Consider the following 13,465-nt stretch of genomic DNA (forward strand, 5'->3'; position numbering starts at 1 on the left):
CGGACGGCCGGGGCGCCGGACCCGTGCGGCGCACCGCCGGCTGCCACGCTGCCGGGTGTGATCCCTTTCCGTACCGCCCTGGCCGGCGGGCTCCTGGCCGCGCTCACCACGGTGCTGGTGTGCACCGTCCGACAGGACGCCTACTACAGCGACCCAGGCGGGCTCTCCTGGTGGTACGCGGCCGCCTGGGCGCTCTTCGCCGCCTCGGTCCTCGCCCTGCGGAAGGTCCCGCCCCGTCAGGCCGTCGTCCTCGTCCTGGCGGGCTCGGCGATGGTCGCCGCCACCGGCCTGGCAGCCCAGGCGCGCACGAGCACGGACGCCTACCGCTACGCCTGGGACGGCCGCGTACAGGCCGCGGGCATCTCGCCGTACGACCACACGCCCGCCGACCGCGCCCTCGCCCCGCTCCGGGACGACTGGCTCTTCCCGACCGGAGCTGCCTGCGACGCCCCGGCCCGGGCCCCGCTCCCCGCCCCACCGGCCACGACCCAACCGGGCGCCGCGGTCCCGTCCGCCGCAGCCCCGGCCCTACCCGTCACCGCCCACTGCACCCGCCTCAACCGCCCCGCCGTCCACACCATCTACCCCCCGATCGCCGAGTCGTACTTCCTCGGCGTCCACCTCCTCGCCCCCGACGGCGCCCGTCTGAAGCCCCTCCAGATCGGCGGCGCGCTCCTCTCCGTCGCGGTCACCGGAGCCCTGCTGCTGATCCTGCGCCGACGCGGCGACCCCCGTACCGCCGCCTACTGGGCCTGGTGCCCCGCCGTACCCGTCGAAGCCGTGAACAACGCCCATGTCGACGTCCTCGGCGTCCTGTTCGCCGTCGCCGGACTAGGCCTCGTGGCACACCGGCGCCCGGCGGGAGGGGTACTTCTGGGCGCCGCGATCGCCGTGAAGCTGATGCCGGCGATCGTCCTGCCCGGCGCGCTGTCCGGCGTACGGCGGGCCCGGGACGCGACGGCGATCCTTGCCCCGGCGGCAGCGGTGACCGCCCTGGCCTACGTCCCGTACGTCCTGCTCTCCGACGGCTCGGTCCTCGGCTACCTGGGCGGATACGTCGACGAGGAGGGTTACGACGACGCCGACTCCCGGAACCGCTACGCCCTGCTGCGGCTCGTCCTGCCGCCCTCCTGGGCCGTGCCTGCGCTGACCGTGGTCCTGCTCGCCGTCTGCGCCCACGTCCTCAGGCGCGGCGACCCCGAACGCCCGTGGAGCGGGGCTCTGCTGGTCACCGGGACGGCCTTCCTGCTCCTGACGCCGGAGTACTCCTGGTACGCCCTGCTCCTCATCGCCCTCGTCGCGCTGGACGGCCGCTGGGAGTGGCTGCTCGTCGCGGTGGCGGGAGCGGCGAAGTACGTGAGCAGCAGGGCGTTCGCCGACCCGAACGCCGTGGGCACCGTCGTGTACGCCGTCGCCGGTTCGGCGGTCCTCGTCGGCGCCGTGCTGCGCCACCGCAGCGGCCGACGCGACCCGCAGGGGCCGGTTTCCAGCCCGCCGCGGGCACCGCGCGACACACCTGTCGAACGTCCTGGTGTCGCGCCGTAAGACTTTCGTCATCGGGCCGGTCATGGCGTGCACCGCCGTACCCGGGGTGGAATGCGTGGGAGGGAAGATCCCTGGCAGGCATTGAGGAAGGAACGACCGTGGCACGTGGGGGCAGGAAGTCGCTGCTGTGGGGAGCGATGGTGGTCGTGGTGGCGCTGGGGGCCGTGGGGCTCTACTGGTTCCAGCCCTGGAAGCTGTGGCAGAACGAGACGATCGACGAGGCGCTGCCGACGGTGGCACCCACGCCCGGCTCCTCCGCCGGCGCGTCGGACGCGGTCGCGGACCCGTCGTCCGGACCGCGGACGCTCGCGCAGGGATCCCTGATCAGCCACGAGCACGCCACCACCGGCACGGTGAAGCTCATCCGTCTCGCCGACGGCAGCCTCACCCTGCGCCTGGAGGACCTCGACACCAGCAACGGCCCGGACCTGCGTGTCTGGCTGACCGACGCTCCGGTCAAGGAGGGCATCGCCGGCTGGCGCGTCTTCGACGACGGCAAGTACCTCAGCCTGGGGAAGCTGAAGGGCAACAAGGGGGACCAGAACTACCCGCTCCCGCCTGGCACCGACGTGTCCGCCTTCACGAGCGTCTCCATCTGGTGCGACCGCTTCGACGTCTCCTTCGGAGCGGCGGCCCTGAAGGCCTGACGCGCCCGCCCGCGTGCCCGCCGCACCGGTGATCCGGTCGTGCTCCTGGTTTGACCCGACGAGAAGCGGCAAGCCGAACCGTCAGGCGCGCCTGAACAAGTAGTGACGAACAGCCAGCCAGGAGTCACCTTCCAGGAAGGCAGTCATGTCGACCCTGACCACAGTTCTCATCATCGCGGCGGTCGTCGCGGCGCTACTGGCGGCCGGTGTCCTGCTCCGGGCCCGCACGGGCACGGGCAGTGCCACGCGCTCCCTCAAGCGGCGCTTCGGCCCCGAGTACGACCGCACCCTCCACCGGCACGGCGGCGACAGCGAGGCCGCCCACCGCGACCTGCGCGAGCGCGTCGAGCTGCACGGGCACATCCGGCCGCTGCCGTTGGAACCGGCGGTCCGTGAGCAGTACGTCGCACAGTGGACCACGCTCCAGGAGCGCTTCGTCGACGCGCCTCGGCAGGCCGTCGCCGACGCCGAACAGCTCCTCACGCGGATCGCCGCGACGCGCGGCTTCCCGGATCCCGAACGGCGCGATGAGCAGCTGGCCGCCTTGTCGGTCCACCATCCGCACCATGTGGACGGCCTGCGGCGGATGCGCCACGCGGGGCACTCGAAGTCCGCTTCCACGGAGGAGCTGAGGGAGGCGCTGGTCCACGCACGAGCCCTGTTCGAGGACCTGACGTCACCCGGACATGCGGGCGGAGCGGCCACTCGAAGCCGCCCGGTGCCCGGGCGGACCCGCAGGCATCTCCTCCATACGAAGGGAAGTGGCGCGTAATGGCACGCGACAACCGGGACCGGCATGCGGCAGGCAGGACCGGCGCGGACGCGCGGCACGATGCCGCCGCGCCCCCGCAGGGAGGGGCAGTCCCTTCCGCGGCAGTCCCCGCTCAGCGCACCGGCCATCCCGTACCGCCGCCCCCGCCCCCGCCGCCCGCGCCGGGAGTCGTCGGGCCCCCGTCGCCCGCCACGCCTCCGGCGATGCCCCTGTCGAAGGCGCCGCAGTCCGCCATCCCGTCCGAGGACCCCGGTGCCACGGGCCGGAGCGGTGGGAGCCGCACCCTCGCTCCCGCCGCGACCCCCGCCGCGCCTCGCGGACGGGAGGCGACGGACCGCCCCGGCGACGCGGCGGCCACGGACCACGGGCACAGCACCGACGGTGACGGCCCGGCCGGTCAACTGCTCGGTGACGGGGAACGCGACCGCCTCGCCGAGCGCCTGCACCACGCGCTCACCGGCTTCGTGGACGCGCCGCGCGACTCGGTCGCCCAGGCGGCAGAGGTCCTGGAGGAGGCGGAGCAGCAGCTCGTCGCCTCCCTGAGGGATCGCCGCGCAGCGCTGCAGGCGGGCTGGCAGACGAGCGGCGACCCGAACGGCCCGCGCCCCGACACCGAACAACTCCGACTCACCCTGCAGACCTACCGCGAGGTGACGGAGCGGCTGCTCCGGGCCTGACCCGGCCGACCCGAGCCAGAAGCCCCCGCCACCGGGGGCTTCTGGCCGAGGTTTGCCCGGCGGCACAACGGTGAGCAGCCGAACGTACAGGAACGACCACCCGCCCTGGAGGTGAGCAGCATGAGCGCTCGGGACGACGCCGATCAGAAGAAGGACGAACCGCTTCCCCGCGATCCGCAGAACCAGCAGGCGTCGGAGGGGGAGGACCCCCTGGCGATACCGGAACCGGACTGGCCCGACAGCGACATGCCCCGGACCGATGTGGCGGGCACCGGCCGTCGGGACCGTGAGGAGGCGGACGAGGACTCCGCCGTGGACGAACCGGTGGACTGACGCCGGGCGGGGTCAGGGAGGCGGGAGTGGCCAGGCGGATAATGGCATCTCAGCCGGCCGACTGGAGACGAAGGATCGATGACGCTCACGGAGGGCCAGCAGGTGAAGCTGGCGGAGGACCTGAGGATCACGGGCCATGTCGCCCGGGCCGACGCGCCCTCGACGGACTCGGACGCCGACTCGGGTGCGGGCTTTCTGGCGCTCGGCGCGGGCATCGCGGGCACCGTCGAGCGGATCGACGAGCACGGGCGTGAGAAGAGCCAGGACGTCCGCGAGTACGAACGGCTCAAGTCGCTCCTCGAGGACTTCGGCCACCAGATGCCTCCTGGCAGCAGGAAGCAACTGGAGGAGCAGGTCGCCTCCTTGGAACCCGCGTGGAACTCCTACCAGGAGCAGCGTCGGCGCGTGACGGTCCGCGTCCGCTTCGACAACGGCTTCGTCCTCGACGAAGCACCCGAAGACCTCTTCACCGGCATCTGACCCGGCGAGCACCCCCGCGAACTATCTCTGGTCGAACCAGCGTTGATGTTCCCCACCTGCTTCCTGGGACCCACCGAAGGACTCCTACGACAGAGCGGGCGGAGCCGCCGTCGGCGGCACCGGAGGCGTCACCCAGCGGACGGCCGCGGTGATCGCCCGGCCGCCCGGCCGGCCCACGGGCAGCAGAAGGCGGGTGGTGAGGGGCAGGTCGACCGCGGCCCTGGCCCACGGCGGCAGCAACTCGGCTGCTGCCGCGGCGAGGAAGGCGTAGGGAAGCCGCACGGGCCGCGGCAGCGGAGGGTGCGCCAGCAGGTAGCGCGCCGTCGCACGGGACTCCGGGGTGGCGCGAAGCTCGGGCCGGTAGGCGGCGAGGCACTTCACCAGCTCGGCCCAGGTCTCCGGCGGATGCGTCACGCCCAGCCGCCGGGCGACCTGAGCCATGTCGGCCACGTAACCGTCCTGCCCCTCCGGGGGCAGCGGGTGCCGGCCGTACCGTTGGTGGGCGCGCAGGAAGCAGTAGGCCTCGGCGGCGTGCACCCAGGTGAGCAGGTGGGGATCGGACGCCCGGTACGGTACGCCGGCCGGCGAGGTCCCCACGACGCGTTCGTGCACCCGGCGTACCCGCAGCACCGCGCGCTCGGCGTCCTCACTCGTGCCGAACGTCGTCACCGCGAGGAAGGTGCTGGTGCGCTGCAGCCGGCCCCACGGATCTCCCTGGAACCCCGAGTGGGCCGAGACGGCCGCCATGGCCACCGGGTGGAGCGACTGGAGCAGCAGAGCGGCGAGCCCGCCGACGTACATAGACGCGTCGGAGTGCACCACCCGCACGGGTCGCTCGGGGGTGAACCATCGAGGCCCCGGCGTGCCGTGGATGCGGGCGCGCTTCTCGTGCGCGGTAGGCCCCGCGACCCGGCGCAGCAGCGCCTCACCGGCTCGCTCCCGCAGTCTGGGCACGACAAGGGGTGGCAGAAGCACCCCTCCAGTATGTCGCGAGGGCGCCGTCACCAGTCGCGTGCGACCCTTTTTCGACGCATGATCGACGCACATGGCGCGGTGGCCGACGCCGAGGGATCGTGGGAGGCGACCCCCGCTGTCGGCGGCCGATGCTCCGGAGTCGTCCCATGACTGTTTCCGTCGTCCTGTTCACCTCCGATCTCCGCCTGCACGACCATCCTCCGCTCAGGGCGGCGCTGGAGGGCGCCGACCAGGTCGTCCCCCTGTTCGTGCGCGACCCCGCCGTGGACCGGGTCGGCTTTGCCGCCCCCAACAGACTGGCGTTCCTCGCCGACTGCCTGGCCGACCTCGACCAGGCGCTGAAGGCAAGGGGAGGAAGGCTGGTGGTGCGTACAGGCGACGTGGTGCCAGAGGTGTGCGCCGTGGTGCGGCAGACCCAGGCCGACGAGGTGCACATGGCGGCCGGACACACGGCCTTCGCGGCCTCCCGCGAGGCGCGGCTCCGCCAGGCACTGGAGGCGGACGGGTGCCGCTTCTTCGTGCACGACGCCGTGAGCACGGTTGTCCCGCCCGGTGACGTCACCCCTCAGGGATCGGACCACTTCGCGGTCTTCACGCCGTACTTCAGACGCTGGGCCGACCAGCCCCTGCGCAAGCCGTTCGCGGCCCCGCGCGCCGTGCCGGTCCCGCCCACCGTGCGGTCCGAGGAAGTGCCCGCCCGCTCGGCCGTCTCCGGCGTGTCGGAGGGCTTGGCCCTCGGCGGGGAGAGCGAGGGGCGCAGGCGGCTCGGATCCTGGCTCTCGCGTGACGGCGACGCCTACCACGAGCGCCACGACGACCTCGCCGGTGATGCCACGTCACGGCTCTCCCCGTACCTCCACTTCGGTGCCCTGTCGCCCGTCGACGTGGTGCACCGCGCGCGGGCGCGCGGCGGGGACGGCGCGGACGCCTTCGTCAGGCAGCTGTGCTGGCGTGATTTCCACCATCAGGTACTGGCCGCGCGTCCCGAGACGTCCAGCGAGGACTACCGCCCTCAAGGCGACCGCTGGCGCCGGGGCGAAGACGCCCAGGCGGAGCTGCGGGCCTGGCAGGAGGGACGCACCGGGTACCCGATCGTCGACGCGGCCATGCGTCAACTCGCCCACGAGGGCTGGATGCACAATCGCGGACGCCTGATCGCCGCCTCCTTCCTCGCCAAGACGCTCTACATCGACTGGCGCGAGGGCGCCCGCCACTTCCTGAGCCTGCTGGTGGACGGCGACGTCGTGAACAACCAACTCAACTGGCAGTGGGTGGCGGGCACGGGCACGGACACACGGCCCAACCGGGTCCTCAACCCGATCCGGCAGGCGCGACGGTACGACCCCGACGGCAGCTACGTGCGCCGGTGGATTCCGGAACTCGCGGATCTGCGGGGTCCCGCGGTACACGAGCCGTGGCGGCTGACAGGACTCGACCGAGCGGGGTTCGACTACCCGGATCCGCTGGTCACCCTCACGGACGGGCTCGCACGGTTCCGCCACGCCCGCGGAGCCGGCTGACCCGGGGGAGAGGCCCCTTGCCCAGGATCGCGCGTCGCCGCTCGGCGGAGGCCCGGTCGGCGGACGCTGTCATTCGGCGGCTCGGTGCCCGGGCAGCCCTTCGTACAGCCGCGAGATCACGTCGAGCGCCTCGCGCAGCCCGTTCGGCCGCGACAGGCCCGCGCCGAGGCTGCGCCCGGCCCACCCCGGTCCCGCGAGCAGCACGAGCGGAGTCCTCCGGGCGCCTCTGATCCCGAACGTCGTTTCGGCCACGTGTCGGGCCAGCGCGTGGGCCGCGGTAGAGCGCGCCTGGGACCACAGGACGACGGCGGCCGGGCCGCACCGCAGGACCGCCGCGTTGAGCGCTTCGGCAGGTACCGCACCGCCGAACATGCGGGTCGGCAGACCCCGTTCGGCCAGGCCGGCGGCGAGGGCCTCCAAGGGCAGCGTGTGGAACTCCGTCGGGACGCAGGCCAGGAGCACCGGAGGCGTTCGGTCGGACACGGCGGGGCCGGTGACGGCCGCCCGCCGCAGGGCGGTCGAGACATGCCACGACAGCAGGTGCTCGACCTCGACGTAACGGTCGTCGGACGACTCCCACTTGCGGCCCACGGCGTGCAGCGTGGGAGCCATCACCTCCTCCCAGGCGGCGACGAGACCGTGGTCGCCGATGACCTGGTGGAGCAGGGTGTCCATCGCGGGACCGTCGAGCCGCACGGCCGCGCGCGCCAGCCCCCGACACTCGTGCCGTACGTCGCCGAGGGGGAGCCCGGAGCCCGGCTGGTGTCCTGAGGACGGGCGCTTCGGCGACGGCGCGGCCTCGACCTCGGCGAGGGCCTGCCGCCCTTCCGTACGTACAGCCTTGGCGCCGTCGCCGTCATGGACCGCCGCCCGCACCGCGCGTGCGGCCTCGCCGGGAGGAACTCCGGATGCCGTGAGTCGGCACATCTGCTCGAGCATCGTGATGTCCGCGGCCGTCCAGCGCCGATGCCTCCCCGCCTCCCGGACCGCAGGGCCGATGCCGTACCGCTGGTCCCAGGAGCGCACGGTGGTGGGCGAGACTCCCAGGCGCCGTGCCACCGCGCCGGTGGTGATGCCGTGCGTCGCTTCCGACATGGAACCCAGTTTACGACGCACGAACGATGCGAGCGCGCGCCGCGGACGCCCGGTGGACCAGGTGCGGCGGGCCGTCCCCGGGCGACGCCCGCGACGAACTCAGGCGTGACGGCGGTGTGGTCGCCGGGCTTGCGGGGCTCGGCCGCGGCCGCCCGCCGCCGCGCGCGCAGGCGAAGGGCGCGGCCCGTTCCGTACCCTGGCGGCATGCGTACGCGACCTACCTTGAGCTGGACCCCGTCCGAGGCCCTGCCCCCGGCAACCACGGATCTGGAGCCGGTCGCCGACGCCCTGAGCAGCGGTGGGGTGCTGGTGCTCAGCGGGGCGGGCATGTCCACGGAGTCGGGTATCCCCGACTACCGGGGCGAGGACGGGAGCCTGCGCCGGCACACGCCGATGACGTACCAGGACTTCACCTCCAGTGCCCAGGCACGGCGCAGGTACTGGGCCCGTAGCCACCTCGGTTGGCGCACGTTCGGGCGGGCCCGGCCCAATGCCGGCCACCGGGCCGTGGCCGCGTTCGGGCGGCACGGGCTGCTGTCGGGTCTGATCACCCAGAACGTCGACGGCCTGCACCAGAGCGCCGGCAGCGAGGGGGTCGTGGAGCTCCACGGAAGCCTGGACCGGGTCGTCTGCCTCGACTGCGGTGCCTTCAGCTCCCGTAGCGAACTCGCCGAGCGGCTGGAACAGGCCAATGCGGGCTTCGAGCCGGTGGCGGCCGGCCTCAACCCGGACGGCGACGCCGACCTCACGGACGAACAGGTCGGTGACTTCCGCGTGCTGCCCTGCACGGTCTGCGGCGGCATCCTCAAGCCGGACGTGGTGTTCTTCGGCGAAACCGTTCCGCCGCAGCGGGTCGAACACTGTCGCACCCTGGTCCGTGAGGCCGCCTCGCTGCTGGTCCTGGGGTCCTCGCTGACCGTGATGTCCGGCCTGCGGTTCGTCCGCCAAGCCGCCCAGGACGCGACACCGATCCTGATCATCAACCGGGACCCGACCCGTGGCGACCGGCACGCCAGGACACGCATCGCCCTCCCGCTGGGAGCAGCTCTCACGACCCTGGCCCACCAGCTCGGCATCCCTCCGGACAACCGAACCGCTCCCTGAAGACCCCTCGTGCGGCCCTCCGACGCCCCGTCCCGTGGTGCGCTCACGCCCCGGCGCGGGCAGCGGCGCGTACGGCTTGGTGGACGGCCCGGGCCACGCGCGCGCCCCACACCGAGCGGGGACCGGCGAAGGCATGGACCTCGCCTCCGGGGCGCGCGGACGGAGCGGCGACGCACACCGCGTCCGTGGGGGTGCCCGAGCAGTCGTAGCCGGCGTCGAGCAGCGCCTGCACCTTGGCTTCGGTGGCGGTGGCGACGGCGTTGACCAGTGCCGCGTCCGTGAGTGCGACCGGCAGCGCGACAACGATGTTGATGGTGCCCGGCCGGGCCGCGACGGCCGTACCTTGAGCCGGCGAAGCAGCCCAGCCGCGTACCCCGAGCCCCGCGGTGGCGATGGCGTCGACTCCGCCGTCGTGAGCGTGACCGTACGCCCGGACGTCCGCGGCCGTCATCAGCCCCACGCCCGGTCCGCGAGCGCCGGCGTCCCGGGCCAGATCGGCGAGGTGGCGGTCCGGGTCGGTGCGCCGGTAGCCGTGGGACACCTGGGCGTTGAGGACCCAGAAGCGTTCCCCGACGCCCCCACCGAGCACGGCGCTGCTGATCATGCGCCAGCCGTCACCGGCCCGCCACAGCAGGCCGTGCAGACGCTCGCCGTTCTCAACACGGGTGAGATGCTCCACCAGCGGCAGGCCGGTGGCCGGGCGGGGCGGCGGAACGAGAGTGGTCACCGAACAGGTACTCCATACGACGCGGGCGGGCCCGCAGATCGTACGTCCCGCCTTACCGCCGTGTGCACGGCGGCCTTGCTCCTGGGCGGTGGAGGCGTCTGCGAAGCACCGGTGCTGCTTGACCTTGACACGGTGACAAGGCCTTCACTGCTCGCCAAGGAGGTGGTCCCGATGACCATGCGGAGTACGGACACGGATGTGATGCGAGCGCTCCACGGATTGGAGGACGGCCGTTCGTCCGTGCGGCTGCGGGCTGCTCTGGCGGTCGGCACGACGCCTGACCCGCGTTTCGTCGACAAGCTCGTCGAGCGATGCGCGATCGAGCCCGAGTTCTTCGTTCGCGACATGCTGACCTGGGCGCTCACCCGCCATCCCGCGTCCACGACGCTCCCCGAGCTGTTCCGCGAAGTCCGCTCGGAGCGTGCGCAGGCACGGAGCCAGGCGCTGCACACGCTGTCCAAGATCGGGGACCCGCGGGCGTGGCCGGCGATCACACGGGCGCTGCTGTCCGACCCCGACGACGACTTGGCGAGGAGCGCCTGGCGGGCCGCGGTCGTGCTCGCGCCGGAAGGCGAGGAGGCCTCGCTCGCCACGGTGTTGGCGACGCAACTCGGGCGCGGCGGGCGGGAGACGCAGCTGAGCCTCAGCCGGGCGCTGGTCGCCCTGGGCGAAGAGATCGTGCCCGCTCTGCGCGCCGCACAGGCGTCCCCCGATCCGCGCATGCGCGCCCACGCGCTCGCCACACAACGGCTGTTGCGCGACCCTGACACCGGATTCGAGTTCGCGATCGAGGAGGCCAAGCGCGTCGTGGCCCTCGGCGGGGCCAGGCCAGGAGGGACAATAGGGCGTGTTGATCGGTGAGGTGGCGCGACGGTCCGGGGTCAGTGCCCGCATGCTCAGGCATTACGAGTCGCTCGGCCTGGTGCGGCCATCGGGTCGTACGGGCTCCGGCTACCGGGAGTACTCCGGGCAGGACATCCGGCGGATCTTCCACGTGGAGAGCCTGCGGTCGCTGGGCCTGTCGCTACGTGAGATCGGGCGCGCGCTCGACGATCCCGGCTTCACGCCCTCGGCGCTCGTCGGCGACCTCATCCACCAGACACGCGAACGCATCGCGGCCGAGACCGAGCTGCTCACCCGGCTCGGCCGGATCGATGCCGCGAACCCCGCCGGGTGGGAGGACGTCCTCCAGGTCGTCGCGCTCCTCCAGGCTTTGGGGTCGAAGAGCGCCGACGCGCGTCAGCGCGCCGCCCTCTCCTCGGGCGACGACATCCCGGTGCCGGTGGAGGCGCTGGTCGAGGCGGCGCTGAGCGAGACGGAGCCGAACGTCGCCGGAGCCCTTCGCTGGGCCCTCGCGCGATCGGGCCGCGACGGCTCGGCGCTGCTGGCGGAGGGCCTCGGCTCTCCGGTGGCCGCGGTGCGGGAACGTGCCGTCCGGTCCCTCACCGAGATGCCCGGTGACGAGGCCACCGCGCAGTTGCGGGACGCCCTCGTGAACCCCGACGCCGTGGTGCGCGGCTACGCGGCTCTGGCGCTCGGCGCACGCGGTGTGGCCGATGCCATCCCGACGCTCATCGAACTCATCGTGGAGGGACGGAACGACACCGACGCCGCCGACGCGCTGAACGTGCTGGCGAGCGACACCACGGCGGCGGACCAGATCGCGGCACGGCTCGTCGACCGCCTTGCCGACCACACCACTCAGGCGCCTGCGCGCGGACGGCTGACCCAGGCGCTTGCCGCCATCCCGGGGACGACGGCGTCACGCGCGCTCGTGGAGCTGTCGAAGGACGAGGACCCCGCCGTCGCGCTGACCGCGGTGTACCTCCTCCGGCTGCGCGACACACCTCGACGGCCCTGAACGGCCGGACCGGTCCCGACGGAACGGACAGCACCCCTCAGGAGATACCCAAGGACCGCAGACGATCGGCGATGTCGTAGGAGTTCAGCCTGAGTGCGCGAATGTCGTTGACCAGGTCGCGCCACGGCTCGAACGTCGTGTCCACATGGTGGCCGGACGCCTCCAGGTAGGCGATGGCGATGCCGTACCCGTAGAGCTCGTTCCGGGCGGGGAGCGGGCGGAGCAGGACGCACTCCTCCAAGAACACCGCGGCGCGCCAGAAGGCGTCCGGGTCTGCCTGGTCGAGACGCGGGGTGTTGACGCGGTGGCGGGCGGCCATGCCGACGAGTACCGAGAGGTCGTCGACCGTGAGGTCCTTACGGAGGATGTCCTCCTGGCGCTCCAGCAGCCACCGGTGGTCGATGTGCAGGTCCACGGGCTCAGACCGCCCGCGGATTCTCGCGCTTGGCCGCCGCCGGCAGTCCGCCGAACTCGGCGTCGAACCGGTCCACGATGCCCGACGCGGTGATCGCGCGGCGGAAGGCAGCCGTCGCTGTTTCCTGAAGGCGTTCCTGCTCCTTCTCGGCCGCCACGTGCGCGAGGTAGTCCTTCATGGACATACCCGCGCCGTCCGCCAGCGCCTTGAGCCGGTCCCGTGTCGTGTCGTCGATCTTGACCGTGGTGTCTGCCATGGCTCCAGTATGCCGCGTGGTATACCGGCATGGCTACCCTGGATGCCGAGGGGGAACGAACCGCCGCCCGCCCACCCGGGAAGCCAACACGGGTGCGTGAAGCCCGCGTTCGCCCACCTCACGCCACGAGGCTTCCTTGTCGGAGCCGCGCGTGCTTGCGCAGTGCTCAGGAGGCGAACCGGGTCACGTCCGTGATCCGGCACGTGACCTTGGTCGTGATCTGGTCCAGTCCCTGCGCCGTCACCTCGGACTGTTGCCCCGGAGCGAGGTTGTTGGTGGCTGCCACCGCCTCACTCAGGCGTCTGCCGGACGCGTCGACGAACTCGACCTGCACGATGTAGTTGCTGGCCTTGCTGGACCGATTCGTGATCAGCAGCTCCGCGCCGGCCCACTTCGTGACCGGGTCCACCTCGCAGGCCCTGATCCGCACGTCCCCTCGTGGGCCGTCGCCCTCCTCCGGCTGCCCGGAGGCCGTCATTTCGCCCGCCGTGGGCCGCGTGGCAGGGCTTGTCGGCGTCCGGTCAGGCTCGTCGTCCCCTCCGCTCGCGGCGAGGGCGGCGACGACCACGACGATCAGCACGAGGACACCCAGGCACGACAAGCCGAGGATCTTGCCCGTCCTGCCCTTACGGGGAGGGGGTGGTGCTCCCTGCCCCGCCGGCGGCGTGCCCCAGCCGGGCTGCGGCTCCTGATGCGACATACGCACAGCGTCCGTCCGTGACGGATCGGACGCATGCGTACTGCTCCAGGCGGGGCATCCGCGGGTGCCCCTGGTCAGGGCTCGGTGCGCAGCCCCGCCAGAAGCCGGTCGAGCGCCTGCTCCGGGTCCTGTCGGTCCCCGCCCCGCGCGATCCACTAGGCGGCCTCGTTCATGGCTCCCGAGAGCAGCCGGACGAGGGGCTCCACCGGCTGGTCGGCGATGATCCCGGCTGCGACGAGAGCCGTCAGGGCATCGGTGAGGTGCCGGGCGGACGAGTCCTCGTCCAAGCACGGTCGGGACGGCGTCCCTCGCAGGCTGGGCACGACAACTGGCGGTCCGCTCCTGCGGCGGGATGATG

General features: G+C 72.8%; 17 protein-coding genes. 10 read left to right on the top strand and 7 right to left on the bottom strand.

The annotated features are described in order from the left end of the window. The first annotated feature begins 48 nt into the window (after window positions 1-48). The 6 genes from ACWF79_RS05340 to ACWF79_RS05365 all read left to right on the top strand — a co-directional run bounded on the left by ACWF79_RS05340 (window position 49) and on the right by ACWF79_RS05365 (window position 4,454). A complete protein-coding gene (locus tag ACWF79_RS05340; RefSeq protein WP_453726896.1) occupies window positions 49-1,545 on the top strand; it encodes a glycosyltransferase 87 family protein in 1,497 nt (498 codons plus the stop codon). A 137-nt stretch (window positions 1,546-1,682) separates the two neighbouring features. Beyond that, window positions 1,683-2,192, top strand: coding sequence for a DM13 domain-containing protein (locus ACWF79_RS05345; protein WP_453726897.1), 510 nt, complete (start codon window positions 1,683-1,685; stop codon window positions 2,190-2,192). A gap of 145 nt (window positions 2,193-2,337) precedes the next feature. After that, window positions 2,338-2,964 (top strand): hypothetical protein, encoded by a 627-nt coding sequence (locus tag ACWF79_RS05350; protein WP_453726701.1) that lies wholly within the window; start codon window positions 2,338-2,340, stop codon window positions 2,962-2,964. A 203-nt stretch (window positions 2,965-3,167) separates the two neighbouring features. Next, a complete protein-coding gene (locus ACWF79_RS05355) occupies window positions 3,168-3,641 on the top strand; it encodes a hypothetical protein (protein WP_453726702.1) in 474 nt (157 codons plus the stop codon). A gap of 120 nt (window positions 3,642-3,761) precedes the next feature. Next, on the top strand, window positions 3,762-3,974 hold the full coding sequence (locus tag ACWF79_RS05360; protein WP_453726703.1) for a hypothetical protein: 213 nt from the start codon (window positions 3,762-3,764) through the stop codon (window positions 3,972-3,974). A gap of 78 nt (window positions 3,975-4,052) precedes the next feature. Further along, window positions 4,053-4,454 (top strand): hypothetical protein, encoded by a 402-nt coding sequence (locus ACWF79_RS05365; protein ID WP_453726704.1) that lies wholly within the window; start codon window positions 4,053-4,055, stop codon window positions 4,452-4,454. Between the two features lie 84 nt (window positions 4,455-4,538). Here ACWF79_RS05365 and ACWF79_RS05370 read toward each other — a convergent pair whose 3' ends face one another. Then, entirely contained in the window at window positions 4,539-5,423 is an 885-nt protein-coding gene (locus tag ACWF79_RS05370) for an oxygenase MpaB family protein (protein WP_453726898.1), read from the bottom strand. A gap of 152 nt (window positions 5,424-5,575) precedes the next feature. On the opposite strand from ACWF79_RS05370, the gene ACWF79_RS05375 reads away from it, so the two are divergent. After that, on the top strand, window positions 5,576-6,949 hold the full coding sequence (locus ACWF79_RS05375) for a cryptochrome/photolyase family protein (RefSeq protein WP_453726705.1): 1,374 nt from the start codon (window positions 5,576-5,578) through the stop codon (window positions 6,947-6,949). A 69-nt stretch (window positions 6,950-7,018) separates the two neighbouring features. Here ACWF79_RS05375 and ACWF79_RS05380 read toward each other — a convergent pair whose 3' ends face one another. Beyond that, entirely contained in the window at window positions 7,019-8,044 is a 1,026-nt protein-coding gene (locus ACWF79_RS05380; RefSeq protein WP_453726706.1) for a MerR family transcriptional regulator, read from the bottom strand. Window positions 8,045-8,248: 204 nt separating this feature from the next. Here ACWF79_RS05380 and ACWF79_RS05385 point away from each other — a divergent pair, with 204 nt between their 5' ends. After that, a complete protein-coding gene (locus ACWF79_RS05385) occupies window positions 8,249-9,148 on the top strand; it encodes an NAD-dependent protein deacetylase (RefSeq protein WP_453726707.1) in 900 nt (299 codons plus the stop codon). A 43-nt stretch (window positions 9,149-9,191) separates the two neighbouring features. Here the strand turns inward: ACWF79_RS05385 and ACWF79_RS05390 are convergent, their stop codons facing one another. Further along, window positions 9,192-9,875 carry an adenosylcobinamide amidohydrolase gene (locus ACWF79_RS05390; RefSeq protein WP_453726708.1) on the bottom strand — a complete coding sequence of 228 codons (684 nt, stop codon included), beginning with the start codon at window positions 9,873-9,875 and terminating at the stop codon, window positions 9,192-9,194. 171 nt (window positions 9,876-10,046) lie between these two features. Between ACWF79_RS05390 and ACWF79_RS05395 the strand changes: the two genes are divergently transcribed. Together ACWF79_RS05395 and ACWF79_RS05400 are read left to right on the top strand one after the other, a co-directional pair. Then, window positions 10,047-10,736: a HEAT repeat domain-containing protein gene (locus ACWF79_RS05395; protein WP_453726709.1), complete on the top strand. Its 690-nt coding sequence runs from the start codon at window positions 10,047-10,049 to the stop codon at window positions 10,734-10,736. Continuing rightward, window positions 10,723-11,736, top strand: coding sequence for a MerR family transcriptional regulator (locus ACWF79_RS05400; RefSeq protein ID WP_453726710.1), 1,014 nt, complete (start codon window positions 10,723-10,725; stop codon window positions 11,734-11,736). Before ACWF79_RS05395 ends, ACWF79_RS05400 begins: the two co-directional genes overlap by 14 nt. Before the next feature lie 37 nt (window positions 11,737-11,773). Here the strand turns inward: ACWF79_RS05400 and ACWF79_RS05405 are convergent, their stop codons facing one another. The 4 genes from ACWF79_RS05405 to ACWF79_RS05420 all read right to left on the bottom strand — a co-directional run bounded on the left by ACWF79_RS05405 (window position 11,774) and on the right by ACWF79_RS05420 (window position 13,394). Continuing rightward, window positions 11,774-12,151, bottom strand: a complete 378-nt coding sequence (locus tag ACWF79_RS05405; protein ID WP_453726711.1) for a toxin Doc — start codon at window positions 12,149-12,151, stop codon at window positions 11,774-11,776. Window positions 12,152-12,155: 4 nt separating this feature from the next. Then, complete coding sequence (locus ACWF79_RS05410; protein WP_453726712.1) at window positions 12,156-12,407, bottom strand: antitoxin MazE7; 252 nt, start codon at window positions 12,405-12,407, stop codon at window positions 12,156-12,158. Window positions 12,408-12,573: 166 nt separating this feature from the next. After that, the gene (locus ACWF79_RS05415; RefSeq protein ID WP_453726713.1) at window positions 12,574-13,107 is read right to left on the bottom strand and encodes an FxLYD domain-containing protein; all 534 of its coding nucleotides are present in this window, start codon (window positions 13,105-13,107) and stop codon (window positions 12,574-12,576) included. A gap of 155 nt (window positions 13,108-13,262) precedes the next feature. Continuing rightward, entirely contained in the window at window positions 13,263-13,394 is a 132-nt protein-coding gene (locus ACWF79_RS05420; RefSeq protein WP_453726714.1) for a hypothetical protein, read from the bottom strand. Window positions 13,395-13,465: the final 71 nt, after the last annotated feature.

Source organism: Streptomyces sp. NPDC054975 (genome assembly GCF_053609105.1).